This window comes from Pseudomonas nitroreducens TX1 (assembly GCF_000313755.1).
Classification (GTDB): Bacteria; Pseudomonadota; Gammaproteobacteria; order Pseudomonadales; family Pseudomonadaceae; genus Pseudomonas; species Pseudomonas nitroreducens_A.
Genome location: NZ_AMZB01000116.1, coordinates 1 through 23524, shown reverse-complemented (window position 1 = coordinate 23524; position 23524 = coordinate 1). Strand labels below are relative to the sequence as shown.

Sequence of the window (23524 nt, the reverse complement as noted above, 5' to 3'; positions counted from 1 at the left end):
CCATGACTGTCTACGCCATCATCGGCGGCACCGGCCTGACCCAGCTCGAAGGGTTGACCCTGAAGGACGCCATCGAGCTGGACACGCCTTACGGCGCGCCTTCGGCGGCCATCCAGCGCGGCGCGTTCGCTGGCCGCGAGGTGCTCTTCCTTGCCCGTCACGGCCATCCGCATCGCTTCCCGCCGCACCAGGTGAACTATCGCGCCAACCTCTGGGCGCTGAAGCAGGCCGGGGCCGAAGCCATCCTGGCGGTGAACGCGGTGGGTGGCATCCACGCGGCCATGGGTAGCGGCCATCTCTGCGTGCCGCACCAGATCGTGGATTACACCTGGGGCCGCGAGCACACCTATTTCGCCGGTGACATCGAGCATGTCACTCACATCGACTTCAGCCATCCCTATGACGAGGCGCTGCGGGTCAAGCTGATCGCCGCCCTGCAGGGGCTGGGCTATGCGTACAGCAGTCATGGCGTCTATGCCGCGACCCAGGGGCCGCGCCTGGAAACCGTGGCGGAAGTTGCCAAGCTGGAACGCGACGGTTGCGACATCATCGGCATGACCGGCATGCCCGAAGCCGCGCTGGCTCGTGAGCTGGACCTGCCTTATGCCTGTCTGTCGTTGGTGGTGAACCCGGCGGCGGGCAAGTCCAGCGGTATCATCACCATGGCCGAGATCGAGCAGGCGCTGCACGAAGGCATCGGCAAGGTGCGCGAGGTGCTGGGGCGCGTGTTGGTGAGCTGATGGAGGACTTGTAGGAGCGAGCAAGCTCGCTCCTACAAAAAACAAAAGCCCGGCGAGTGCCGGGCTTTTTTCATTATTGCGCGGGCTGCGCCGGCGGCGGGGCGTCGAAACCACCGTCTGCCGGGGCGGCCGGGGCTGGCTGCTGCGACGCGTCCGGGCCGGTGGGCGCTTCGTCTTCCATGCCGGGCGGCGGCGCGGAAGCAGGCTTGGCGTTGAGCGGAGTCACCTTGATCAGCATGCCCAGGCTAGGATGGTCGAGGTAGGTGAGCACGCTGTTCTTCAGGCTGGCCTCCTGGACCATGTGCTGGCTGGCGGCAAGCAGGCCATCCTGGCCGAACTGGTTGATCCAGAAGTCGGTCTGGGTGTTCACGAAGCGTTGCTGGCTGAGGGCGACGGTGCCTTCCACCGGGAAGTGGCCGTCACGCTTGTCGCCTTCACTCAGGGAAACCCGCACCGGGTTGGCATCGATTTCCTGGCGCCAGGCCTTGTGCATCAGGACCTGGAACCCTTCGTTCTGCTTGAGCTTGGCCACCTGGGCGTCCATTGCTGTGGGGCGCGAACTGTCCGGCCCGGGCGGTTGCGCGCCCTTGGCCCAGTCGTCCGGGGCGGGGCGGCTGGCGAACACGGGGTCGCCGGACTGCTGGAAGAGAATCAGCTCCACCTGGTAGGGCTCGGCGAAGGCGGCGGGCGACAGAAGCGCCAGCGACAGCAGCAAGGGTTGGAACAGGCGCATGCACAGGGTCCTTAGTGAGTCTGTGGCGTGAGGCGCTCAAGGAGTGCCTCCAGCGTATTGAACCGTTCTTCCGGGCGCTCCATGGGCACCTGGAACTTGAAGAGGGTGGCCCCTTCGAATTTGTACCGATTGGGTTGGCTCTGGATCATCTTGATCAGCACCAGCGGGTCGACGCAGGTATCGGCGGCGAATTCTACCCGGCCTCCCTGCGGGCCGGCATCTACCTTCACGATCCCGAGCTTCTCTGCCTGCAGTTTCAGCAAAGTCAGACGAATCAGGTTCTTCGCCGGGTCAGGCAGTAGGCCGAAGCGGTCGATCATTTCCACCTGCAGCTCGCGCAGGCCGTCTTCGTCGGCGGCATTGGCGATGCGCTTGTAGAGGATCAGGCGGGCGTGGACGTCCGGCAGGTAATCCTCGGGGATCAGTGCCGGTACGCGCAGATTGATGTCCGGCCCCCCGCCCAGCGGCTGTTCCAGATTCGGCTGCTCGCCCTTGCGGATGGCCTTCACCGCGCGTTCGAGCATTTCCATGTAGAGGGTGAAGCCCACCGCCTGGATCTGCCCGCTCTGGCCGTCGCCGAGCAGTTCGCCGGCGCCGCGGATTTCCAGGTCATGGGTCGCCAGCACGAAGCCGGCACCGAGGTCCTGGGCGTTGGCGATGGCTTCCAGGCGCTTCTCGGCGTCCGGGGTCATCTGCTTGCGCGGCGGGGTGAGCAGGTAGGCGTAGGCCTGGTGGTGGCTGCGGCCGACGCGTCCGCGCAGCTGGTGCAGCTGGGCCAGGCCGAACTTGTCGGCGCGCTCGATGAGGATGGTGTTGGCGCTGGGTACGTCGATGCCGGTCTCGATGATGGTCGAGGCCACCAGCACGTTGAAGCGCTTGTGGTAGAAGTCGCTCATCACCCGTTCCAGGTCGCGCTCGTTCATCTGCCCGTGGCCAATGCCGATGCGCGCCTCGGGAACCAGTTCCGCCAGGTCGCGGGCGCACTTCTCGATGGTCTTCACTTCGTTGTGCAGGAAGTACACCTGGCCGCCGCGCAGCAGTTCGCGCAGCAGGGCTTCCTTGATCACCGATTTCTGTTCTTCCATGACGAAGGTGCGCACGGAGAGACGTCGCGCCGGCGGCGTGGCGATGATCGACAGGTCGCGCATGCCGGCCACGGCCATGTTGAGCGTGCGCGGGATAGGCGTGGCGGTGAGGGTGAGGATGTCCACCTCGCTGCGCAGCGCCTTGAGCTGCTCCTTCTGGCGCACGCCGAAGCGGTGCTCCTCGTCGATGATGACCAGGCCCAGGTTCTTGAACCTGACGTCGTCCTGCAGCAGCTTGTGGGTGCCGATGACGATGTCGACCTTGCCTTCGGCCAGCTGCGCCACGGCGCCTTCGACTTCCTTGGCGGACTTGAAACGGCTCATCACCTCGACGCTCACCGGCCAATCGGCGAAGCGGTCGCGGAAGCTATTGTAGTGCTGTTGGGCGAGGAGGGTGGTCGGCACCAGCACGGCGACCTGCTTGCCGCTGTGCACCGCGACGAAGGCGGCGCGCATGGCGACTTCGGTCTTGCCGAAGCCCACGTCGCCGCAGACCAGCCGGTCCATCGGCTTTTCCGAGAGCATGTCGGCTACCACCGCTTCGATGGCGGTCTGCTGGTCCGGGGTTTCCTCGAAAGGGAAGCCGGCGGAGAAGGTGGCGTAGTCGGCCTGCGGGTCTTTGAACGCGTAGCCCTTGCGCGCGGCGCGGCGGGCGTAGATGTCGAGCAGCTCGGCGGCGACGTCGCGGACCTGTTCGGCGGCCTTGCGCTTGGCTTTCTGCCAGGTTTCCGAGCCCAACTTGTGCAGTGGTGCCAGGGCGTCGTCGCTGCCGGTATAGCGGGCGATCAGGTGCAGGTTGGCCACCGGCACGTAGAGCTTGGCTTCGTCGGCGTATTCCAGGGCGAGGAATTCGGCGTTCTGGCCGTCGATTTCCAGGGTGATCAGGCCCATGTAGCGGCCGACGCCGTGGTCGATGTGCACTACCGGCGCGCCTTCGCGCAGCTCGGTGAGGTTCTTGATGACGTTCTCGCCGCCATCGCGGGTTTTCTCGCGGCGCCGGCGCTGCATGACACGCTGGCCGAACAGTGGGCTTTCGGCCACCAGGGCGATGCCCGGCTGGCCCTTGTCGCCGTTCAGCAGCAGGCCTTCGTCCATCGGTGCGATGGTGATCGCCAGACGGTCCCTGTGGTACAGGAAACCCGGCCAGCCCTCGACTTCCACCGGGCGCAGCTTCAGCCGCGCCAGAAGCTCAAGCAGTACCTCGCGGCGGCCGGCGGACTCGGCGGTGAAGAGGATGCGCCCGTCGAACTGCTCGATGAACTGGCGCAGGCGCGCCAGCGGTTCGCTGGCCTTGGCCTCGATGGCCAGTTCCGGCAGCGCTTCGGCGGGGAAGCGTTCGCGGCCGACACCGGTCTCGATCGGTTCCGGGCTGACCACCACGCGCGGCCAGTTCTTCAGGCGGGCGAAGCAGTCTTCCACCGGCAGGAAGACTTCGGCCGGCGGCAGCAGCGGGCGTTCCGGGTCGTAGCGGCGATCTTCGTAGCGGTTGCGCACGTCCGTCCAGAACTGCTCGGCGGCGGTCTCGATGCCCGGCAGGGAGAACACCTGGGTGTCCTGTGGCAGGTAGTCGAACAGCGTCGAAGTCTCGCCCTCTTCGAAGAACAGCGGGATGTAGTACTCGATACCGGCGGGTGTCAGGCCACTGGCGAGGTCCTGATAGATCGGGCAGCGGCGGTAGTCGACATCGAAACGCTCGCGGAAGCGGCCACGGAAACCGGTCACCGCTTCCTTGCGCAGCGGGAACTCGCGCGCCGGCAGCAGGCGGATGCTCTCCACCTTGTCGATGGAACGCTGGGTTTCCGGATCAAACGTACGAAGGGTCTCGATTTCGTCGTCGAACAGGTCGATGCGGTAGGGCAGTTCGCTGCCCATAGGGAACAGGTCGATCAGCGCTCCGCGCACGGCGAACTCGCCGTGTTCGTAGACGGTGTCCACACAGCGGTAGCCGGCGGCCTCGAAGCGGCTGCGCATCTGCTCGACGTCGAGTTTCTGGCCGACGTCCAATACCAGGCTGCTGCCGAGCAGGAACTTGGCCGGCGCCAGCCGGTGCAGGGCGGTGGTAATGGGCACCACCAGCACGCCGCGGCGCAGTTCGGGCAGTTGATACAGAGTGGCGACGCGCTGGGAGATGATGTCCTGGTGCGGCGAGAAGACGTCGTAGGGCAGGGTTTCCCAGTCGGGCAGCTGCAGCACCGGCAGGTCCGGCGCGAAGAAGCGCAGCTCCTGCTCCAGGCGCTCGGCGCTCTGGCTGTCGGCGGTCAGCAACAGCGTGAAACGCTTCGCCGGCCCAGCCGCTTCGGCGATGGCCAGGCTCAGGGCGGCTCCAGGGAGGTTGCCCCAGGATTGCTTGCCGGCCGCGGTCGGCAAGGTAGGAATACGTAATACGGACACGGGCAGTCGTGGCTCCGGTCGAGGAATTTGACCCATCGGATTGTAACTATCCCGATTGACGGATGTCAGTCATACGACCGCTGCGGATTGCCGGCGATTGTTCGCGCCGTCATAATGTAGCCCCTTTTTTCTTCTCCTACATGTGGAAGGTATTGCCCGTGACCCAGAAGCCCGACCAGTGTCTCGGTGAGTGGATCGATCGTGAAGCCCTCGCGGAAGCCATGATTCCGCTGATCGGTCAGCTGTACCGTAACAACAACGTGGTGACCTCGATCTACGGCCGTGGCCTGATCAACCGTTCGGTGATCGCGATCCTCAAAGCGCACCGCTTCGCCCGTCACCGCCTGGCCGAAGAAGGCGGGCTGTCGGTTCACGACACTTTCCCGATCCTCAAGGCGATGAGCGAGCTCAAGCTGGGCGCCGCCTCGGTAGACCTGGGCAAGATGGTTGCCAAGTTCAAGACCGAAGGTAATGGCCGCAGCATCGAGCAGTTCACCAAGGACGAGCTGGCCGACGTGGTCGGCAAGCAGAACGGCGGGGCCCGCGAAGGCACCGACGTCGTCCTGTACGGCTTCGGTCGGATCGGCCGCCTGCTGGCACGCATCCTCATCGAGAAGACCGGCGGCGGCGACGGCCTGCGCCTGCGCGCCATCGTCGTCCGCAAGGGCGCCGACAACGATCTGGTCAAGCGCGCCAGCCTGCTGCGCCGCGACTCCGTGCACGGTCCGTTCGATGGCACCATCACCATCGATGAAGAGCACAACACGATCACTGCCAACGGCAACCTGATCCAGGTGATCTACTCCAACGACCCGGCGTCGATCGACTACACCCAGTACGGCATCAAGAAAGCCCTGCTGGTCGACAACACTGGCAAGTGGCGTGACGCCGAAGGCCTGGGCCAGCACCTGAAGTGCCCGGGCATCGATCGCGTGATCCTGACCGCTCCGGGCAAGGGTGCGCTGAAGAACGTCGTGCATGGCATCAACCATGGCGACATCACTGCTGACGACAAGATCGTTTCCGCCGCGTCCTGCACCACCAACGCCATCGTGCCGGTGCTGAAGGCGGTCAACGACCAGTACGGCATCGTCAACGGCCACGTCGAAACCGTTCACTCGTTCACCAACGACCAGAACCTGATCGACAACTTCCACAAGGGCAGCCGTCGCGGCCGCGCCGCGCCGCTGAACATGGTCATCACCGAGACTGGCGCCGCTACCGCCGCAGCCAAGGCTCTGCCGGTGCTCAAGGGCAAGCTGACCGGCAACGCCATCCGCGTTCCGACGCCGAACGTCTCTATGGCCATCCTCAACCTGAATCTGGAAAAGGCCACCACCCGCGAAGAGATCAACGAGTACCTGCGCCAGATGGCCATGCACTCGGACCTGCAGAAGCAGATCGACTTCGTCGCTTCCCAGGAAGTGGTTTCCACCGACTTCGTCGGCTCCCGCCATGCGGGCGTGGTTGATGCCGAGGCGACCATCGCCAACGACAACCGCGTCGTCCTCTACGTGTGGTACGACAACGAGTTCGGCTACAGCTGCCAGGTCGTCCGCGTGATGGAAGACATGGCTGGCGTCAACCCGCCGGCTTTCCCGCGCTGATTCAGGCGGATCAGGAAAACGGGAGCTCTCGGGCTCCCGTTTTTCGTTAGTGGCACCCCCATAAAACATCAATAAAATCTGCCAATTCCCGAACCTGGAAAGACTTCAAATGGATGGACAACATCTGCATGAAGGCGAGCTGAAGCGCGGCCTGAAGAACCGCCATATCCAGCTGATCGCCCTCGGCGGCGCCATCGGTACCGGCCTGTTCCTGGGCTCTGCCGGCGTCCTGCAATCCGCCGGCCCGTCGATGATCCTCGGCTACGCCATCGGCGGCTTCATCGCCTTCCTGATCATGCGCCAGCTGGGCGAGATGATCGTCGAGGAGCCCGTTGCCGGCTCCTTCAGCCATTTCGCGCACAAATACTGGGGCGGTTTCGCCGGCTTCATGTCCGGCTGGAACTATTGGGTGCTCTACATTCTGGTGGGCATGTCGGAGCTGACCGCGGTCGGCAAGTACATCCAGTTCTGGTGGCCGAATTTCCCGACCTGGGCGACGGCAGCGGTGTTCTTCGTCCTGATCAACGCCATCAACCTGTTCAACGTGAAGGCGTTCGGCGAGACCGAGTTCTGGTTCGCGATCATCAAGGTCGTTGCCATCATCGGCATGATCCTGCTGGGCGTCTGGCTGCTGGTCAGCGGTGCCGGCGGTCCGCAGGCCTCGGTGAGCAATCTGTGGACCCATGGCGGCTTCTTCCCCAATGGCTGGAAGGGGCTGATCATGGTCCTGGCGATCATCATGTTCTCCTTCGGAGGCCTGGAACTGGTCGGTATCACCGCCGCCGAAGCCGCCGAGCCGAAGAAGGTGATTCCCAAGGCGATCAACCAGGTCATCTACCGGATCCTGATCTTCTATATCGGAGCCCTGGCCGTTCTGCTCTCGCTGTACCCCTGGGATGCCCTGCTGCAGAGCATCAACAGCGCCGGCGATCCCTACAGCGGCAGTCCGTTCGTGAAGGTCTTCTCGTTGCTGGGCAGCGAGTATGCGGCGCACATCCTGAACTTCGTGGTGCTCACCGCCGCGCTGTCGGTCTATAACAGCTGCGTGTACTGCAACAGCCGCATGCTCTTCGGCCTAGCCGAACAGGGCGATGCGCCGCGTGCCTTCGCCAAGGTCGATGACCGTGGCGTGCCGCTGCTGGCCATCGGTGTCTCGGCCTTCATTACCCTGGCCTGCGTGGTGGTCAACTACGTGATCCCGCACCAGGCGCTGGAGCTGCTGATGTCGCTGGTGGTCGCCGCGCTGGTGATCAACTGGGCGATGATCAGCCTGGCCCATATGAAGTTCCGCAAGGCCATGTCGGCCAAGGGTGTGCAGCCGTTCTTCCGCGCGCTGTGGTACCCCTTCGGCAACTGGCTGTGCCTGGCCTTCGTGGTCTTCATCCTCGGCATCATGCTGCAGATCCCGGGCATCGACGTGTCGGTGTACGCCATCCCGGTGTGGATAGTACTGATGGGGGTGTGCTACCTGTTCAAGCGCAAGACCCCGGCCAAGGCCAACGCCTGAGCCGATTGAGAAACGGGAGCTTCGGCTCCCGTTTTATTTGGGTAATGCACCTTTGCCAGAGTGGCAACAGTGGCGCCGGCTGCTTGCGGTAGAATGCCCGGCGCCGCGCACCTGGCGGCTGATGGAGATGACCTTGTCCCGTGCAAGCCTGTTGATAGTGCTGGTTCTGGCAGCCCTGAGCGGCTGCGGGCAATCCGTCGAGCGCTTCGGCGGGCCGACCATGGGCAGCAGCTACACGGTGCAGTTCGTGCCGACTGGCAAGTCGCCGGATTCAGCCAAGCTCAAGGCCGAGGTCGACGCGATCCTGGCGAGCCTGGAAGAGCAGTTCTCCACCTACCGCGACGACTCCGAGGTGTCCCGCTTCAACGCCTTGCCCGCCGGCGCCTGCATGGCCTTGCCGGCGGACATGCTGACGCTCTGGCGCTACGGCGAACAGCTTTCCCTGCAGAGTGGCGGCGCCTTCGACCTCAGCGTCGAGCCGCTGATGAACCTCTGGGGCTTTGGCCCGCAGTCGCGCAGCGAGAAGGTGCCCGATGCCGCTGCGCTGGAGCGCGAGCGAGCCCGCGTCGGCCATCAGCATCTGCGTCTGGACGGTGATCAGTTGTGCAAGGACGTCGACGCGCAGCTGGACTTCGACAGCATCGTCGCCGGCTACGCGGTGGATCAGGTCAGTGCGCGTCTGGCCGATTTGGGCCTGACCGATTACCTGGTGGAAATCACCGGAGAACTCAAGGCCGTGGGCCACAAGCCCGATGGCACGCCCTGGCGCATCGCCCTGGAAGTGCCCAGCGGCGAGCGCGAGCGGCAGGTGGAGCGCTCGGTGGCGCTGGACGGCATCGGCCTGTCCACCTCCGGCGACTACCGCAACTATTTCGAAGAGGGGGGGCAGCGCTATTCGCACACCTTCGATCCGCGCACCGGTGCGCCGGTGCGCCATGCGCTGGCGGCGGTCACCGTGGCGGAAGGCCAGGCGCTGCGCGCCGATGGTCTGTCGACCCTGCTGATGGTGCTGGGGCCGGAGGAGGGCTATACCTTTGCCGAGCGCAATGGGCTGGCGGCGTTCTTTATCGTGCGCCAGGGCGAGGGTTTCGTGACCCGCGCGACGACGCGTTTCGAAGCGCTGTTTCCGTCGCCCGAATGAAAGCTTCGGCGGGCATGATGGCACTCGCAACGGTGGCAACGGCATGTAGTGGCGGCAAAATTCGCCTACCTGCCGACCAAGCGCTAATGTGCAGCCTTTTGCCGCAGGGCTAAGCTGCGCCAATGATTTCGATCCGCCTCGGCGCATGTGGTGCCGGGGTTCTGCCGGGAGCACCAAGCGAGCGTCCCGGCCTGTTCTGAAGGAGTACGCATGGCTGTCTACAACTACGACGTGGTGATTCTCGGCACGGGCCCGGCAGGCGAGGGGGCAGCGATGAACGCCTCCAAGTACGGGCGCAAGCTGGCGGTGGTGGACAGCCGTCGCGTGGTCGGCGGCAACTGCACGCACCTGGGTACCATCCCGTCCAAGGCGCTGCGTCACTCGGTGAAGCAGATCATCGAGTTCAACACCAACCCGATGTTCCGCCAGATCGGCGAGCCGCGCTGGTTCTCCTTCCCGGACGTGCTGAAAAGCGCCGAGCGGGTGATCTCCAAGCAGGTTTCCTCGCGCACCGGCTACTACGCGCGCAACCGCATCGACATGTTCAACGGCACCGCCAGTTTCGTCGATGAACGCACCGTTGAAGTCGTCACCCCCAGCGGCGCCGTCGAGCGCCTGGTGGCCGACCAGTTCGTCATCGCCACCGGTTCGCGCCCGTATCGCCCCTCGGACATCAACTTCAACCACCCGCGCGTCTACGACAGCGACACCATCCTGTCCCTGAGCCACACTCCGCGCCGCCTGATCATCTACGGAGCCGGCGTGATCGGCTGCGAGTACGCCTCGATCTTCAGTGGCTTGGGTGTGCTGGTAGACCTGATCGACACCCGCGACCAACTGCTGAGCTTCCTCGACGACGAAATCTCCGACGCGCTGAGCTACCACCTGCGCAACAACAACGTGCTGATCCGTCACAACGAGGATTACGAGCGCGTCGAGGGCTTGGACAACGGGGTGATCCTGCATCTGAAGTCGGGCAAGAAGATCAAGGCAGACGCCCTGCTGTGGTGCAATGGCCGCACCGGCAACACCGACCGCCTGGGCCTGGAGAACATCGGCATCAAGGTCAACAGCCGTGGCCAGATCGAGACGGATGAGAACTACCGGACCTCGGTGTCGAACATCTACGCCGCGGGTGACGTGATCGGCTGGCCGAGCCTGGCCAGCGCTGCCTACGACCAGGGGCGTTCGGCCGCCGGCAACATCGTCGAGCACGATGGCTGGCGCTTCGTGAACGACGTGCCGACCGGCATCTACACCATTCCGGAGATCAGCTCCATCGGCAAGAACGAGCAGGAGCTGACCGTGGCGAAGATTCCCTACGAAGTGGGCAAGGCCTTCTTCAAGGGCATGGCTCGCGCGCAGATCTCCAACGAGCCGGTGGGCATGCTGAAGATCCTGTTCCACCGCGACACCCTGGAAATCCTCGGGGTGCACTGTTTCGGCGACCAGGCCTCGGAGATCGTCCACATCGGCCAGGCGATCATGAATCAGCCGGGCGAGCTGAACACCCTGAAGTACTTCGTCAACACCACCTTCAACTATCCGACCATGGCCGAAGCCTACCGCGTTGCGGCGTTCGACGGCCTGAACCGGATTTTTTGAAATACCCCGACCGGCGGCCTGAGCCGGTCGGGGGGAACCTGCTCAGCGATTCCCGATCGTGGCAGTGGCCAAACCGGGAAAGTCTGTGATCAGGCTATCCACGCCAAAATCGGCGAGCCGGCGCATCAGTGCCGGCTCGTTGACCGTCCAGACCGACACATGCAGTCCCTGCTTCTGCGCTTTCAGCAAGCGCTCCGGGGTGCACAGCATCCAGTTCAGCGCCAGCAGGTCACAGCCGTAATGCGCGGCGACCTTCAATGGGTCGAGCCAGGCGTATTCCGCCACCAGCCCGCGCGACAGTTCCGGCGCCAGCTCCTCCAGTGCGCGCAGCACGGTGCGTGAACTCGAGGTCACGGTGATCCGGTCGCGCAGGCCGAAACGGCCCACCAATTGGTGGATCGCTTGCACCGTGCGGCTGGCACGATCCTTCGATGCGCTTTTCACCTCCAGCTGCCAGTGCTCGAACTCGCAGCGCTCGAACAGTTCCGCCAGGCGCGGGATGGGGCAGGGGCGCACCCAGCCCGGACCGCCGTCGCGGGCGTCCATGCTCACCAGATCGTCCGCCAGTTGCTCGGATACCTTGCCGCGCCGGCCGGTGGTGCGCTTGAGCGTCGGGTCGTGAATCACCATCAGCTCGCCATCCCTGGACAGGTGCAGGTCCAGTTCACAGCGTTTCACGCCATGTTCCAGGCAGCGCAGGAAGCTGTTCAGGGTGTTTTCCGGTGCTTCGCCTTTGGCGCCGCGATGGCCATAGATCAGAGTCACTGGGGCTCCTTGGGAGTCGGTGGGAGGTCTTTGAGGTATTGCGAGCGGTGCTGGCGGACGGCATCGACCACCACCCCGCTTTCGAAATAGACGCTGAATTCGCGGTAGTCCCAGCGCGAGATAGGCGGTTTGCCCACCGCCGGGTGCTCTTCGTCCGGCAGGCCAAAGCGCTCCAGCACGGCCTTCTGGCTCTCGCCTCGGGCCGGCAGCACGATGTGCGGGTCGCCCTGGGCGCCCACGGGTATCGAGAGGGTATCCGCCAGCAGTGGCAGCGGAGTGACAAGGCTCAACAGGAGCAGCAGATGGCGCATGGATTTCCCTGGGGTCATTCTTCGCGGGCCTTGGCCTGACGACGTTCCGATGCCTGGCGCTGAAGGATGTGGCGGGCCAGCAACTGGCGCGGGGCATCGCCGAGCATCTCGAATTCGGTGCCGATCTCGTAATCCCCCTCGGTCTGCTGCTGGCAGTGGGTGACCTTGGCACGCAGCAGCAGGCCCAGGCCGTGGGGCAGCAGGACGATCTTCATCGCCAGGTCCTGGCCGACAGGCAGTGGCTGCGCGTCGCGGAAATCGATGCCGCCTTCGGACAGCGTCACCTTGCGTGCCGGGCCGATCTCGCTGAGCAGGCTCTGGGTCAGGGCCTGGGCGATCAGGTCGATGCGCTTGTTCATCACCTTCAGGTAGCTGGCCAGCGGGCGGTCGCGCTCATTGATATGCCGCAGCAGGTGTTGCGACTCGAAGTCGGTCAGGTGCAGGTCGCTGAGCAGATTGAACAGCGCGGAATCATCCTGAAGCACTTCTTGCGACTGGATTTCGTCCTCGCGCAGCGGGCGAAATTCCAATGCGAGCGTGTCTTCAATACGATAGTATTCGCGGCGGTCATCCGCGTCTGGAGTGGACATGGCGAACCCACGGCGGCAGTGATGGTCTGAGTGTAAAGCCGCCTGCCGAGCCTCGCCACACGGAAGTCGCACGCCAGATGGAACTGACGCCCGACGCACTCTTCACCTTCTCATTCGGCCCCACATGTTCAGACCCCTTTCCGTCTACATCGGAACGCGCTACACACGCGCCAAACGCCGCAGCCACTTCGTTTCCTTCATCTCGCTCACCTCCATGATCGGCCTCGCGCTGGGCGTCGTGGTGATGATCGTGGTGCTCTCGGTGATGAACGGCTTCGACCACGAGATGCGCACCCGCGTGCTGGGCATGGTGCCCCACGCCACGGTCGAGTCCTACCAGCCCATCTCCGACTGGCAGGGTATCGCCGGGCAGATCAAGACCCAGCACCCCAATGTGCTGGAGGTCGCACCCTTCATCCAGATGCAGGGCCTTCTCAGCGCCGGCGGCACGGTGCAGAAGGTGCTGATCAACGCCGTGGACCCGAACGAGGAGAGCAAGGTCTCGATCATCGACCAGTTCTTCCAGGAGGGCTCGCTCTCGAGCCTCAAGCCTGGCGAGTTCGGCATCCTGATCGGCGACAAGGCGGCGAAGAACCTCGGCGTGAAGCTGGGGGACAAGGTCACCTTCATCGCCCCGGAAGTCTCGGTCACCCCGGCGGGCATGTTCCCGCGCATGAAACGCTTTACCGTTGTGGGAACCTTCCACGTCGGCGCCGGTGAGCTGGACGGCTACGTCGCCATGGTCCACATCGACGACGCAGCCCGCATGCGCCGTCTCAAGGAAGGCCAGGTCGAAGGGCTGCGCCTGAAGCTCGACGATCTGTTCCAGGCACCGCGTACCGCCTGGGAAATCGCCCGAACCCTGAAGGGCAACGACTATTTTGCCCGCGACTGGACCCGCAGCCACGGCAACCTGTACCAGGCGATCCGCATGGAAAAATCCATGATTGGCCTGTTGCTGCTGCTGATTGTCGCGGTCGCCGCGTTCAACATCATTTCCACCCTGGTCATGGTCGTCACCGACAAGAAGGCCGACATCGCCATCCTGCGCACCCTGGGCGCCACGCCGGGGCAGATCATGGCGACATTCATGGTGCAGGGCACGGTGATCGGCGTCATCGGCACCTTCATCGGCGGCGTGCTGGGCATCCTCGCGGCGCTCAACGTCAGCTCCGCCATCGCCCTGCTGGAGCGCCTGCTGGGCCACAAATTCCTCAACGCGGACGTCTATTTCATCGATTACCTGCCTTCGCAACTAATGAGCGAGGACGTGATCCTGGTGTGCAGCGCCGCGCTGATCCTGAGTTTCTTCGCCACCCTGTATCCGGCCTGGCGTGCGGCCCGCACCCAGCCCGCGGAGGCCCTGCGTTATGAGTAAGCCGACCCCCAACGACCAGGCCGTCCTGAGTTGCCGCGACCTCGGCAAGCGCTACGAGGAAGGCCCGCAATCGGTCGAGGTGCTCTCCGGCGTGCAGCTGGAGCTGCTGCCCGGCGAGCGCGTCGCCATCGTCGGAAGCTCCGGCTCGGGCAAAAGTACGTTGCTGAATATGCTCGGCGGCCTCGACACCCCCAGCACCGGCAGCGTCTGGCTGGCCGGTGAGCAACTGTCGGCGCTGAACGAGAAGCAGCGCGGCCTGCTGCGCAACCGCGCGCTGGGCTTCGTCTACCAGTTCCACCACCTGCTGCCCGAGTTCACCGCCCTGGAGAACGTCTGCATGCCGCTGCTGATCGGCAAGACGCCGATCCCCGAGGCGCGTCAGCGTGCCACCGCGCTGCTGGAGCGCGTGGGTCTGGGCCATCGCCTGAGCCACAAGCCGTCCGAGCTGTCCGGTGGTGAGCGCCAGCGCGTGGCCATTGCCCGCGCCCTGGTCAACACGCCGAAGCTGGTACTGCTCGACGAGCCCACCGGCAACCTCGACCAGCACACCGCCCACGGTATCCAGGAGCTGATGCTGGAACTGTCGCAATCCCTGCGTACCGCCTTCCTGGTGGTGACCCACGACACCCACCTCGCCCAGCAGATGGACCGTGTGCTGCGCCTGGAGGAGGGCCGGCTGGTCGCCGCCTGAGGGATAACGGAATGTTCAGACCCCTGTCCGTCTTCATCGGCACCCGCTACACCCGTGCCAAGCGACGCAACCATTACATCTCGTTCATCTCCCTGACCTCGATGATCGGACTTGCCCTGGGCGTGCTGGCGATGATCGTGGTGCTCTCGGTAATGAATGGCTTCCAGAAGGAAATGCGCTCGCGCATCCTCGGCATGGTCCCCCATGCCGTGCTGCAGCAAACCAGCGGCCCGCTGGACGACTGGCAGCGCGTCGCCGAGGTAGCGAAGCAGAACCCGAAGATCGTCGGCGCGGTACCCTACACCGAAGTCGACGGCATGCTCTCCTACAAGGGCATGATGCAGCCCATCGAGGTCGATGGCGTCGATCCGGCGCTGGAAACCCAGGTGTCGATCATCGGCCAGCACATGGTTCGCGGCAGCCTCGATGACCTCAAGGCCACCGAGTTCGGCGTGGTCATCGGTGAGATCACCGCGCGGCGTTTCCACGTCAACGTCGGTGACAGCCTGCTGCTGATCGTTCCAGAGCCGAGCACCGCGCCCGGCGGCATCACCCCGCGCATGCAGCGCCTGAACGTGGTCGGCATCTTCAAGGTCGGTGCCGAACTGGACAGCACCCTCGCGCTGATCCACGTGGACGACGCGGCGAGCCTGATGCGCTGGCAGCCTGGCCAGGTGCAGAGCGTGCGCATCGCCCTGAAGGACCTGTTCCAGGCGCCGGACGTCGGTGCCGCCATCGCCAGGCAACTCGGCGAAGGCTACCGCTCGGTGGACTGGACCCATACCCAGGGCAGCCTGTTCAGCGCGATGAAGATGGAAAAGACCATGATCGGCCTGCTGCTGCTGCTGATCGTCGCGGTTGCCGCCTTCAACATTATCGCCACCCTGATCATGGTGGTGGCCGACAAGCGCGCGGACATCGCCATCCTGCGCACCCTGGGCGCCACGCCGAAACAGATCATGGCGATCTTCATGGTGCAGGGCACGGTGATCGGCCTGATCGGCACCGTCATCGGCTGCGTGCTCGGCGTGCTGGCGGCGTACAACGTCACCGCCATCGTCTCGACCCTGGAGCGCGTCGCCGGCACCCACGTGTTCAACTCGGACATCTACTTCATCAACTACCTGCCTTCCGATCCGCAGGTCAGCGATATCGTGCTGATCTGCGTCGCGGCGCTCTCCATGAGCTTCCTCGCCACGCTCTATCCAGCCTGGCGCGCGGCCTCGACCCAGCCGGCGGAATCGCTGCGTTACGAGTGATCGCCGGCCTAGGAAAAAGCCGCCCCTCGGGGCGGCTTTTTCGTTTCAGAGACCTTGTTGCAGATTGCGTAGCGCCCGGCGACGCCGCCAGCTGCGGCCGATCCACCAGCGCCAGTAACCTTCGGTGGCCAGGTAGCCGAGCAGGCCCACCAGGATGCCGCAGATCACCGAGCCCAGCAGGAAGGGCTGCCAGAGCATCGCCAGTTCGCCGCTGATCCATTCCCAGGTCAGGTGGTCGGGCAGGGCGCGGGCCGGGATGCCCATGACCCAGGCGCCCATCTTGTAGGTGCAATAGAAGACGGGCGGCATGGTGATCGGATTGGTCAGCCAGACCAGCCCCACCGAAATCGGCAGGTTGGCCCTTACCCACACGGCCAGGGAGGCGGCCAGCAGCATCTGCAACGGGATCGGAATGAACGCGGCGAACAGCCCCATGCCCATGGCGCGGGACACGGAGCGGCGATTCAGGTGCCAGAGGTTGGGCGACTGGATCAGCGGTCCGAGAAAGCGCAGGCCCTTGTGGTTCCTGATGCTCTCCGGATCCGGCATGTAGCGCTTGAAGATTCGGCGCGGCATGGAGGAAATCTCTGGCAGACGGACGACGCACCATTATGCCTAGCTAGGTGACAGTCATTCGTTGCCAACTATGTCCGTGTGTAACCGCCGACGCTCAAACGGATCGGCGGTTGTACCGCAGGCCAGGAGTCGCTCCGTTGCCTCGTACAGGGATGTTCGCGCTGGCCCTGGGTTTGCTGGCGCTGCGCTGGATGCCGGTGCTTCCACCTGGCTGCATCTTGCTGGTTCTCGCGTTGTCCGCGTTGCCTCTGTTACTGACTCGCGGCTACTTCATCGGCCTGTTTCTGCTCGGTTTCGCCTGGGCCTGCCTGTCGGCGCAGTGGGCACTGGATGACCGCCTGGCGCCGGAACTGGACGGCCGCACGCTGTGGCTGGAGGGCAGGGTGGAGGGCCTGCCGGATCGCTCCGGCCCCTCGGTGCGCTTCCTGCTCGCCGACGTCTCCAGCCCCCGCGCCAAGGTCCCTGCCACGCTGCGCCTGTCCTGGTTTGGTGGGCCGCCGGTGGAAGGCGGCGAACGCTGGCGATTGGCGGTGAAACTCAAGCGTCCCCACGGCATGGCCAATGGTGCAGGGTTCGATTACGAGGCCTGGCTCACCGCGCAGCGTATCGGTGCCACCGGCAGCATAAAGGACGGGCAGCGTCTGGAGGTCTCGAGTGGCCCCGGCGCCTGGCGTGAGGCTTGGCGACAGCGTTTGCTGGCGGTCGACGCTCACGGCCGCTCAGGTGCACTGGCCGCGCTGGTGCTGGGTGATGCCTCCGGGCTGACCACGGCGGACTGGCAGGTCCTGCAGGACACCGGCACCCTGCACCTGATGGTGATCTCCGGCTCGCACATCTCGCTGCTGGCCGGCCTGCTCTATGCGTTGGTTGCCGGGCTGGCCCGCTTCGGCTGCTGGCCGGTGCGCCTGCCGTGGCTGCCCTGTGCCTGTCTGCTGGCCGCCGCCGGCGCTTGGGCGTACAGCCTGATGGCGGGGTTCGACGTGCCGCTGCAGCGCGCCTGCGTCATGGTGTCCATTGTCCTGTTATGGCGCCTGCGCTATCGCCATCGAGGCCTGTGGGCGCCCTTGCTCGGTGCCTTGCTGGCGGTGCTGGTAGCCGAACCGCTGGTGGTGCTGTTGCCGGGCTTCTGGCTGTCGTATGCGGCGGTGGCGTTGTTGATCTTCGGGTTCTCGGGGCGGCTGGGGCGCTGGAACGGCTGGCGGACCTGGCTGCGCGCGCAATGGCTGATGGCGGTCGGGTTGCTGCCGGCATCCATTGCCCTGGGTTTGCCGCTGAGCGTTTCCGGTGTGGTCGCCAACCTGATCGCGGTGCCCTGGGTGGAATTGATCGTAGTGCCGTTGGCCCTGCTGGGGAGCCTGGCGCTTGGGCTTCCCTGGCTGGGCGAGGCGCTGCTCTGGGTATCGGGCGGTGTGCTGGAACTGCTGTTCCGCCTGCTCGGCTGGATGGCTGAGCTGGCGCCGGCCTGGCAACCGGTAGCGGCGCCGACCTGGGCGGTGGCATTGGCGATGCTGGGGGCGCTCCTGTTGCTTGCTCCGGCTGGCGTGCCCTTGCGGTCGTTGGGGCTGGCGATGTTCCTGCCGGTGTTCTGGCCGACGGTCCTGCTGCCCGCGCCCGGCATGGCTGAGATCCGCGTACTGGACGTGGGGCAGGGGCTTTCGGTGTTGATCCGCACTCGCAGCCAGGTCTGGCTCTACGACACTGGGGCGCGCAATGGCGATTTCGACATCGGCGAGCGCGTCGTCGTGCCGACGCTGCGCAGCCTGGGAATCGGTCGTCTGGACATGTTGATGCTCAGCCATGCGGACAACGACCATGCCGGCGGCGCCATGGCGGTGAAGCGCTCGCTGCGGCCAATGCAAGTCATCAGTGGCGAGCCGGAGCGACTGGCGCCCGAATTGCAAGCACGGCCCTGTCGGATCGAGCAGTGGCAGATTGATGGCGTTCGCCTTGCCAGCTGGGCGTGGGCAAGTGCCAGGGAAAGCAACGACCGCTCCTGCGCGCTGGAAATCCAAGCCAACGGCGAGCGAATCCTGCTCACCGGCGACCTGCCGCAGCCCGCCGAGCTGGCCTGGCTGGCGGCACATCCGGACGAGCACATCGACTGGTTGCTGGCCGGGCACCATGGCAGCCGCAGCTCCTCCGGTCCGGCTTTCCTGCGAGCGATCGGGCCGTCGACGGCGATCATCTCCCGCGGCGCCAACAACCCTTATGGCCATCCGCACCCGTCGGTCGTCGAGCGCTTCCGCGCGCTGGGCATCCGGATTCAGGATACGGCGGAGCAGGGCGCGCTGACCCTGACGCTCGGTGCCTATGGCGAGGTCCGGGGAGTGCGGGAAGGTGCACATTTCTGGCAGGAAAATTGACCCTCGGGCGGTCGGCTCGCCACGGCCCCTGTGCTAGAGTGGCGCCACTTTTTTTCAGGGGATTCACCACTGTGTGGGAACTGGTCAAAGCTGGCGGCTGGATGATGCTGCCGATCTTGCTGAGCTCCGTCGCTGCCATGGCGATCGTCGCCGAACGTCTCTGGACCCTGCGCTTGAGCCGCGTGGCGCCGCCGCAGCTGCTCGGTCAGGTATGGAAGCAGATCAAGGACAAGAAGATGAACAGCCAGGCCCTGAAGGACCTGCGCGCGTCGTCCCCGCTGGGTGAAATCCTCGCCGCCGGCCTGGCCAACTCCAAGCATGGTCGCGAGATCATGAAGGAGTGCATCGAGGAGGCCGCCTCCCGCGTCATCCACGAGTTGGAGCGCTACCTCAACGCCCTGGGCACCATCGCCGCCATGGCGCCGCTGCTCGGCCTGCTGGGGACCGTGTTCGGCATGATTCAGATATTCAGCGCCTTCATGGGCGATGGCATGGCCAACGCGCCGATGCTCGCCGGCGGTATCTCCAAGGCCCTCATCACCACTGCGGCCGGCCTGATCGTGGCGATCCCGGCAGTGTTCTTCCACCGTTACCTGCTGCGCCGCGTCGATGAACTGGTCATCGCCATGGAACAGGAGGCCATCAAGCTGGTGGAAGTGACCCAGGGCGATCGCGAAGTCGACTTCGTCGAGGAAGGCAAAGCGTGAAATTCCGCCGCAGAGCGGGCGGAGCGGCCCGCGAGGACGTCTTCATCAACCTGGCGTCGCTGATCGACGTGATCTTCGTACTGTTGCTGTTCTTCGTGGTCGCCACCTCCTTCACCAAGCCCTCGCAGCTCAAGGTCGAGTTGCCCGAGGCGGTCAGCGGCACGCCGCCGGAAGCGACCGAGATCAAGCAGCTGGAAATCTCCATCAGCGTCGAGGGGCACTACGCGCTCAACGGCCAGAGTCTGGCGCGCGACGACCTGGAAAACCTGATGAATGCCATGCAGCGTGAATCCGCTGGCGACAACAGCCTGCCGGTAGTGATCACTGCCGATGGCAAGGTGGACTACCAGTCCGTGGTCACCGCGATGGATGCTGCCGGCAAGCTGGGCTTCACCCATCTGCGCATCACCACCATCGAGTCCCGGGCGGACAAGAAGACCCCCTGATGGCGTTCTCCGACCGCCTGCTCGACGCCTGGTACAAGGGCCACCCGGCCCTGGCCCTGCTCAGGCCGCTTGAACTGCTCTACCGGCGTGTAGCCCGGCGCCGCCGGCAGGACTTCCTCTCCGGTGCCAAGCCGGCCTACCGCGCTCCGGTACCGATCATCGTGGTGGGCAACATCACCGTGGGCGGCACCGGCAAGACGCCGATGATCCTCTGGCTGATCGAACACTGCCGCGCCCGTGGGCTGAAGGTCGGCGTGGTCAGTCGCGGTTATGGCGCCAGGCCGCCACAGACTCCCTGGCGCGTGCGCGCCGAACAGTCGGCGGCGCAAGCGGGTGATGAGCCGCTGATGATCGTGCGCCGCAGCGGTGTACCACTGATGATCGACCCGGACCGCTCCAGCGCCGTGCGCGCGTTGCTGGCCGAGGAGCCGCTGGACCTGATCCTCTGCGACGATGGCCTGCAACACTACCGCTTGGCCCGTGACCTTGAGCTGGTGCTGATCGACGCTGCCCGTGGCTTGGGCAACCGCCGCTGCCTGCCCGCCGGGCCGCTGCGCGAACCGGCCGAGCGGCTGGCCGAAGTCGACGCCGTGCTGCACAACGGCGCGCCGTCCGATCCGCCCGGCGCCTTCTCTTTCGTCCTGCGACCTTCTGTCCTGGTCAACCTGGCCAGCGGCGAGCGTCGGGGTGTCGCGCACTTCCCCGCCGGTCAGTCGCTGCACGCGCTGGCCGGGATCGGCAACCCGCAGCGTTTCTTCGCAACGCTCGAGGCGCTAAACTGGCGGCCGATTCCGCATCCCTTCCCCGACCATGCGGCCTATACCGCCGAGCAGCTGCGCTTCACGCCGGAACTGCCGCTGGTCATGACCGAGAAGGACGCGGTGAAATGCCGGCCCTTCGCCGCGCCCGACTGGTGGTACCTCGCCGTCGAAGCGCAGCCGTCACCGGCCTTCGTCGCCTGGTTCGACGCCCAGCTCGAGCGCCTGCTCGCCCGCTGATCCGCCGTCGTCCCGCTCAATATTCCTAGCTCAAGGAACGCACCATGGACCCGAAACTCCTCGATATCCTCGCCTGTCCGCTGTGCAAGGGCCCGCTCAAGCTCACCGACGACAAGTCCGAGCTGATCTGCAAGGCCGACGGCCTGGCCTACCCGGTGCGCGACGGCATTCCGGTCATGCTGGAAGGCGAGGCGCGTACCCTGAACGTCGACGAGCGTCTGGACAAGTAACGTCATGACCCAGGCCTACACTGTCGTCATTCCTGCCCGCTACGCCTCCACCCGTCTACCCGGCAAGCCGCTGCAGGACATCGCCGGCAAGCCGATGATCCAGCACGTCTGGGCGCAGGCCGGCAAAAGCTCGGCTACCCAGGTCGTGGTTGCCACCGATGACCAGCGTATCGTCGATGCCTGTCAGGGCTTCGGCGCCCAGGTGGTGCTGACCCGCGCCGAGCACAACTCCGGCACCGACCGCCTGGCGGAAGTGGCTGATGCGCTGGGCCTGGCCGACGACGCCATCGTGGTCAACGTGCAGGGTGACGAGCCGCTGGTGCCGCCGTCGATCATCGATCAGGTCGCTGCCAACCTCGCGGCCCACCCGGAGGCTGGCATCGCCACCCTGTGCGAGGAAATCCACGACCCGGCCGCGCTGTTCAACCCGAATATCGTCAAGGTGGTCAGCGACAAGAATGGCCTGGCGCTGACCTTCAGCCGCGCCACGCTGCCCTGGGCGCGCGACGCCTTTGCCGTGGACCGCGAAAGCCTGCCGGCCAACGTGCCGTACCGTCGCCACATCGGTATCTACGCCTACCGTGCGCGCTTCCTGCGCGATTTCGTGGCCTGGGGCCCGTGCTGGCTGGAAGACACCGAGTGTCTGGAGCAGCTGCGTGCGCTTTGGCACGGCGTGCGTATTCACGTGGCTGATGCCCTGGAAGCTCCGCAGGCCGGCGTCGACACCCCGGAAGACCTGGAGCGCGTGCGGCGCATCCTGGGGGCTTGATGAAGGTCCTGTTCGTCTGCCTGGGCAATATCTGCCGTTCGCCCACGGCCGAAGGCGTGCTCCGCCACAAGGTTCGCGCAGCGGGCCTTGAAGATCGCATCGAGATCGACTCGGCTGGCACTGGCGATTGGCACGTCGGCAAGGCGCCGGACGCACGCACTCGCGCCGCCGCGTTGCGCCGTGGCTATGATCTGTCGAGCCTGCGGGCACGTCAGGTCTGCGTCGCCGACTTCTCCCGCTATGACCTGATCCTGGCCATGGACAACGCCAACCTGCGCGATCTCAAGCATCTGCGCGGCAGCGGCGCAAAGGCGGAGCTGGACCTGTTCCTGCGTCGCTATGAGCTGGAGATCGACGAAGTCCCCGACCCGTACTACGGCGATGAGGATGGTTTCGAGAGGGTGCTGGACCTGGTGGAAAGGGCCTGCGATGGCCTGCTGACGGAAGTGAAGGGGCGCCTGTGACGCTGCAACTGCAAGAACGCATTTCCCTCAAGCCCTACAACACCTTCGGTGTCGAGGTCACGGCGCGCTGGTTTGCCCAGGCTCATGACGATGCCGAAGTGCGCGCCGGTATAGCCGCCGCTGCGGAAAAAGGTCTGCCGCTGATGGTGATTGGCGGCGGCAGCAACCTCCTGCTGACCCGTGACGTCGAGGCACTGGTCTTGCGCATGGCTTCCCGTGGTGTGCGTGTCGTCAGTGATGATGGCGAGCGCGTGGTGGTCGAGGCTCAGGCCGGTGAGGTGTGGGACGACTTTGTGCGCTGGACCCTGGCGCAGGGTGTGGGCGGTCTGGAAAACCTGAGCCTGATCCCTGGCACTGTGGGTGCCGCGCCCATGCAGAACATCGGTGCTTATGGCGTCGAGATCAAGGATGTGTTCGCCGGTCTGACCGCGCTGGATCGCCAGACTGGCGAGCTGCATGAGTTCGGTCTGGAAGACTGCGCGTTTGCCTACCGCGACAGTCGCCTCAAGCGCGAACCGGGTCGCTGGTTGATCCTGCGGGTGCGCTTTGCTCTGAGTCGCGCGGCGAAACTGCACCTGGACTACGGCCCGGTACGCCAGCGCCTGGCGGAGGAGGGCGTGACTGCGCCGACGCCGGCCGATGTCTCGCGAGTGATCTGTGCCATCCGCCGCGAGAAGCTTCCGGACCCGACGGTGCTTGGCAATGCCGGTAGTTTCTTCAAGAACCCGGTGGTTTCGGTGGGCCAGGCCGACGTGCTGCGCCAGCACTACAGCGACCTGGTGGCCTATCCGCAGGGTGATGGGCAGATGAAACTCGCTGCCGGCTGGCTGATCGACAAGGCTGGTTGGAAAGGTTTCCGCGACGGTGCTGCCGGGGTGCATGCGCAGCAGGCGCTGGTGCTGGTGAACTACGGCGGCGCCACGGGCGCGCAACTGCATGGTCTGGCGCAGCGCATTCAAGGCGACATCCAGCAGCGCTTTGGCGTAGAGCTGGAGATGGAGCCGAATCTCTACTGAGGTTGCTGCAGTCGTGAAGAAGGGATGCCGAGGCATCCTTTTTTTTGTCCCCTTTCCACGCACAAGGCAGCTTTTGTAGGAGCGAGCTTGCTCGCAATCCTCCCAGAGTTGTAGAGCCCAAATGATCGTAGGAGCAACTGTCTTTTACTCGA

Annotated in this window: 21 protein-coding genes and 1 pseudogene; 16 read left to right on the top strand and 6 right to left on the bottom strand. The window is 65.0% G+C overall.

The window, feature by feature from the left end; genetic code table 11:
• Window positions 1-2: 2 nt before the first annotated feature.
• Complete coding sequence (locus C167_RS0115915) at window positions 3-740, top strand: S-methyl-5'-thioinosine phosphorylase (protein WP_017519277.1); 738 nt, start codon at window positions 3-5, stop codon at window positions 738-740.
• A gap of 73 nt (window positions 741-813) precedes the next feature.
• Here the strand turns inward: C167_RS0115915 and C167_RS0115910 are convergent, their stop codons facing one another.
• The gene (locus C167_RS0115910; protein ID WP_017519276.1) at window positions 814-1473 is read right to left on the bottom strand and encodes a CsiV family protein; all 660 of its coding nucleotides are present in this window, start codon (window positions 1471-1473) and stop codon (window positions 814-816) included.
• Between the two features lie 11 nt (window positions 1474-1484).
• Window positions 1485-4949: a transcription-repair coupling factor gene (mfd, locus tag C167_RS0115905; RefSeq protein ID WP_026079097.1), complete on the bottom strand. Its 3465-nt coding sequence runs from the start codon at window positions 4947-4949 to the stop codon at window positions 1485-1487.
• Window positions 4950-5089: 140 nt separating this feature from the next.
• Here mfd and C167_RS0115900 point away from each other — a divergent pair, with 140 nt between their 5' ends.
• The 4 genes and pseudogenes from C167_RS0115900 (at window position 5090) to sthA (ending at window position 10809) form a co-directional block, all read left to right on the top strand.
• Window positions 5090-6556, top strand: coding sequence for a glyceraldehyde-3-phosphate dehydrogenase (locus tag C167_RS0115900; protein WP_026079096.1), 1467 nt, complete (start codon window positions 5090-5092; stop codon window positions 6554-6556).
• A gap of 109 nt (window positions 6557-6665) precedes the next feature.
• Window positions 6666-8033 (top strand): annotated as a pseudogene (locus tag C167_RS0115895) (amino acid permease); the annotation flags it as partial.
• A gap of 157 nt (window positions 8034-8190) precedes the next feature.
• Window positions 8191-9204: an FAD:protein FMN transferase gene (locus tag C167_RS0115890; RefSeq protein WP_017519272.1), complete on the top strand. Its 1014-nt coding sequence runs from the start codon at window positions 8191-8193 to the stop codon at window positions 9202-9204.
• 210 nt (window positions 9205-9414) lie between these two features.
• Window positions 9415-10809, top strand: a complete 1395-nt coding sequence (sthA, locus tag C167_RS0115885) for a Si-specific NAD(P)(+) transhydrogenase (RefSeq protein WP_017519271.1) — start codon at window positions 9415-9417, stop codon at window positions 10807-10809.
• 42 nt (window positions 10810-10851) lie between these two features.
• Here the strand turns inward: sthA and C167_RS0115880 are convergent, their stop codons facing one another.
• The 3 genes from C167_RS0115880 to C167_RS0115870 are packed head-to-tail and all read right to left on the bottom strand — an operon-like array spanning window position 10852 to window position 12475.
• Window positions 10852-11574, bottom strand: a complete 723-nt coding sequence (locus C167_RS0115880; protein ID WP_017519270.1) for a glycerophosphodiester phosphodiesterase — start codon at window positions 11572-11574, stop codon at window positions 10852-10854.
• Complete coding sequence (locus C167_RS0115875) at window positions 11571-11885, bottom strand: hypothetical protein (protein ID WP_017519269.1); 315 nt, start codon at window positions 11883-11885, stop codon at window positions 11571-11573. The genes C167_RS0115880 and C167_RS0115875 overlap by 4 nt, the downstream gene beginning before the upstream one ends.
• A gap of 14 nt (window positions 11886-11899) precedes the next feature.
• Window positions 11900-12475, bottom strand: a complete 576-nt coding sequence (locus tag C167_RS0115870; RefSeq protein WP_026079094.1) for a PilZ domain-containing protein — start codon at window positions 12473-12475, stop codon at window positions 11900-11902.
• A 124-nt stretch (window positions 12476-12599) separates the two neighbouring features.
• Between C167_RS0115870 and C167_RS0115865 the strand changes: the two genes are divergently transcribed.
• From C167_RS0115865 to C167_RS0115855, 3 genes are read left to right on the top strand one after another with little or no spacing between them, the layout of a single operon-like run.
• Window positions 12600-13853, top strand: a complete 1254-nt coding sequence (locus C167_RS0115865) for a lipoprotein-releasing ABC transporter permease subunit (protein WP_017519267.1) — start codon at window positions 12600-12602, stop codon at window positions 13851-13853.
• Window positions 13846-14544, top strand: a complete 699-nt coding sequence (gene lolD, locus C167_RS0115860) for a lipoprotein-releasing ABC transporter ATP-binding protein LolD (protein ID WP_017519266.1) — start codon at window positions 13846-13848, stop codon at window positions 14542-14544. The genes C167_RS0115865 and lolD overlap by 8 nt, the downstream gene beginning before the upstream one ends.
• 11 nt (window positions 14545-14555) lie before the next feature.
• The gene (locus C167_RS0115855; RefSeq protein WP_017519265.1) at window positions 14556-15803 is read left to right on the top strand and encodes a lipoprotein-releasing ABC transporter permease subunit; all 1248 of its coding nucleotides are present in this window, start codon (window positions 14556-14558) and stop codon (window positions 15801-15803) included.
• 45 nt (window positions 15804-15848) lie between these two features.
• On the opposite strand, the gene C167_RS0115850 is transcribed toward C167_RS0115855, so the two are convergent.
• Complete coding sequence (locus C167_RS0115850; protein WP_017519264.1) at window positions 15849-16379, bottom strand: DUF2062 domain-containing protein; 531 nt, start codon at window positions 16377-16379, stop codon at window positions 15849-15851.
• A 152-nt stretch (window positions 16380-16531) separates the two neighbouring features.
• Here C167_RS0115850 and C167_RS0115845 point away from each other — a divergent pair, with 152 nt between their 5' ends.
• From C167_RS0115845 to murB, 8 genes are all read left to right on the top strand, one after another.
• Complete coding sequence (locus C167_RS0115845; RefSeq protein ID WP_017519263.1) at window positions 16532-18742, top strand: DNA internalization-related competence protein ComEC/Rec2; 2211 nt, start codon at window positions 16532-16534, stop codon at window positions 18740-18742.
• A 71-nt stretch (window positions 18743-18813) separates the two neighbouring features.
• On the top strand, window positions 18814-19449 hold the full coding sequence (locus C167_RS0115840; protein WP_017519262.1) for a MotA/TolQ/ExbB proton channel family protein: 636 nt from the start codon (window positions 18814-18816) through the stop codon (window positions 19447-19449).
• The gene (locus tag C167_RS0115835; protein WP_017519261.1) at window positions 19446-19895 is read left to right on the top strand and encodes an ExbD/TolR family protein; all 450 of its coding nucleotides are present in this window, start codon (window positions 19446-19448) and stop codon (window positions 19893-19895) included. Before C167_RS0115840 ends, C167_RS0115835 begins: the two co-directional genes overlap by 4 nt.
• Entirely contained in the window at window positions 19895-20893 is a 999-nt protein-coding gene (lpxK, locus tag C167_RS0115830; RefSeq protein ID WP_017519260.1) for a tetraacyldisaccharide 4'-kinase, read from the top strand. The genes C167_RS0115835 and lpxK overlap by 1 nt, the downstream gene beginning before the upstream one ends.
• Before the next feature lie 44 nt (window positions 20894-20937).
• Window positions 20938-21123 (top strand): Trm112 family protein, encoded by a 186-nt coding sequence (locus C167_RS0115825; RefSeq protein ID WP_009621404.1) that lies wholly within the window; start codon window positions 20938-20940, stop codon window positions 21121-21123.
• Window positions 21124-21127: 4 nt separating this feature from the next.
• Complete coding sequence (gene kdsB, locus C167_RS0115820; protein ID WP_017519259.1) at window positions 21128-21892, top strand: 3-deoxy-manno-octulosonate cytidylyltransferase; 765 nt, start codon at window positions 21128-21130, stop codon at window positions 21890-21892.
• Window positions 21892-22356, top strand: coding sequence for a low molecular weight protein-tyrosine-phosphatase (locus C167_RS0115815; protein WP_017519258.1), 465 nt, complete (start codon window positions 21892-21894; stop codon window positions 22354-22356). The genes kdsB and C167_RS0115815 overlap by 1 nt, the downstream gene beginning before the upstream one ends.
• Window positions 22353-23372, top strand: coding sequence for a UDP-N-acetylmuramate dehydrogenase (gene murB / locus C167_RS0115810; RefSeq protein ID WP_017519257.1), 1020 nt, complete (start codon window positions 22353-22355; stop codon window positions 23370-23372). Before C167_RS0115815 ends, murB begins: the two co-directional genes overlap by 4 nt.
• Window positions 23373-23524: the final 152 nt, after the last annotated feature.

Excerpts from the sequence above, each read along its gene's own strand:
- C167_RS0115915 (WP_017519277.1), top strand. The coding sequence starts at position 3 with ATGACTGTCTACGCCATCATCGGCGGCACCGGCCTGACCCAGCTCGAA.
- C167_RS0115910 (WP_017519276.1), bottom strand. The coding sequence starts at position 1,473 with ATGCGCCTGTTCCAACCCTTGCTGCTGTCGCTGGCGCTTCTGTCGCCC.
- C167_RS0115900 (WP_026079096.1), top strand. The coding sequence starts at position 5,090 with ATGTGGAAGGTATTGCCCGTGACCCAGAAGCCCGACCAGTGTCTCGGT.
- C167_RS0115890 (WP_017519272.1), top strand. The coding sequence starts at position 8,191 with ATGACCTTGTCCCGTGCAAGCCTGTTGATAGTGCTGGTTCTGGCAGCC.
- sthA (WP_017519271.1), top strand. The coding sequence starts at position 9,415 with ATGGCTGTCTACAACTACGACGTGGTGATTCTCGGCACGGGCCCGGCA.
- C167_RS0115875 (WP_017519269.1), bottom strand. The coding sequence starts at position 11,885 with ATGCGCCATCTGCTGCTCCTGTTGAGCCTTGTCACTCCGCTGCCACTG.
- C167_RS0115870 (WP_026079094.1), bottom strand. The coding sequence starts at position 12,475 with ATGTCCACTCCAGACGCGGATGACCGCCGCGAATACTATCGTATTGAA.
- C167_RS0115865 (WP_017519267.1), top strand. The coding sequence starts at position 12,600 with ATGTTCAGACCCCTTTCCGTCTACATCGGAACGCGCTACACACGCGCC.
- lolD (WP_017519266.1), top strand. The coding sequence starts at position 13,846 with ATGAGTAAGCCGACCCCCAACGACCAGGCCGTCCTGAGTTGCCGCGAC.
- C167_RS0115855 (WP_017519265.1), top strand. The coding sequence starts at position 14,556 with ATGTTCAGACCCCTGTCCGTCTTCATCGGCACCCGCTACACCCGTGCC.
- C167_RS0115850 (WP_017519264.1), bottom strand. The coding sequence starts at position 16,379 with ATGCCGCGCCGAATCTTCAAGCGCTACATGCCGGATCCGGAGAGCATC.
- C167_RS0115845 (WP_017519263.1), top strand. The coding sequence starts at position 16,532 with ATGTTCGCGCTGGCCCTGGGTTTGCTGGCGCTGCGCTGGATGCCGGTG.
- lpxK (WP_017519260.1), top strand. The coding sequence starts at position 19,895 with ATGGCGTTCTCCGACCGCCTGCTCGACGCCTGGTACAAGGGCCACCCG.
- C167_RS0115825 (WP_009621404.1), top strand. The coding sequence starts at position 20,938 with ATGGACCCGAAACTCCTCGATATCCTCGCCTGTCCGCTGTGCAAGGGC.
- kdsB (WP_017519259.1), top strand. The coding sequence starts at position 21,128 with ATGACCCAGGCCTACACTGTCGTCATTCCTGCCCGCTACGCCTCCACC.
- C167_RS0115815 (WP_017519258.1), top strand. The coding sequence starts at position 21,892 with ATGAAGGTCCTGTTCGTCTGCCTGGGCAATATCTGCCGTTCGCCCACG.